Below are 578 nucleotides of genomic sequence, written 5' to 3' on the forward strand. Positions count from 1 at the left end.
GATCACGATCATCCTCGCTACAAGTGGGTGGCACTGTCGAACACCACCCTCGGCATGTTGATGGTCACCATCAACTCCTCGATCGTCATCATCTCCCTGCCCGCCATCTTCCGCGGCATCGGCCTCAACCCCCTCGAACCCGCCAACGTCAGCTACCTGCTGTGGCTGCTCATGGGCTTCCTGCTCACCTCCGCGGTCCTCGTCGTCATGTTCGGCCGACTCGGCGACATGTACGGCCGCGTCCGCATCTACAACCTCGGCTTCGTCGTCTTCACCCTCTGCGCGATAGCCCTGTCCTTCGACCCGTTCGATCTGGGCAACGGCGCACTGTGGCTGATCGGGTGGCGCGTGATCCAGGGCGTCGGCGGCGCCATGCTGATGGCCAACTCCACCGCCATCCTCACCGACGCCTTTCCGGCCCGGGAACGCGGAATGGCACTGGGAATCAACCAGGTCGCCGCCGTGGCCGGCTCATTCCTCGGCCTGCTCGTGGGTGGTCTGCTGGCCGAATGGGACTGGAAGGCGATCTTCTGGGTCAGCGTGCCCTTCGGCATCCTCGGCACCGTGTGGTCCTACCG

1 protein-coding gene is annotated in these 578 nt (G+C 64.5%); it reads left to right on the forward strand.

Annotated elements, in window-relative coordinates:
• On the forward strand, window positions 1-578 hold a 578-nt coding region (locus NV2_RS30545), incomplete at both ends, for an MFS transporter (RefSeq protein ID WP_157103177.1).

The sequence above is a fragment of the Nocardia vermiculata NBRC 100427 genome, from assembly GCF_001613265.1.
GTDB lineage: Bacteria > Actinomycetota > Actinomycetes > Mycobacteriales > Mycobacteriaceae > Nocardia > Nocardia vermiculata.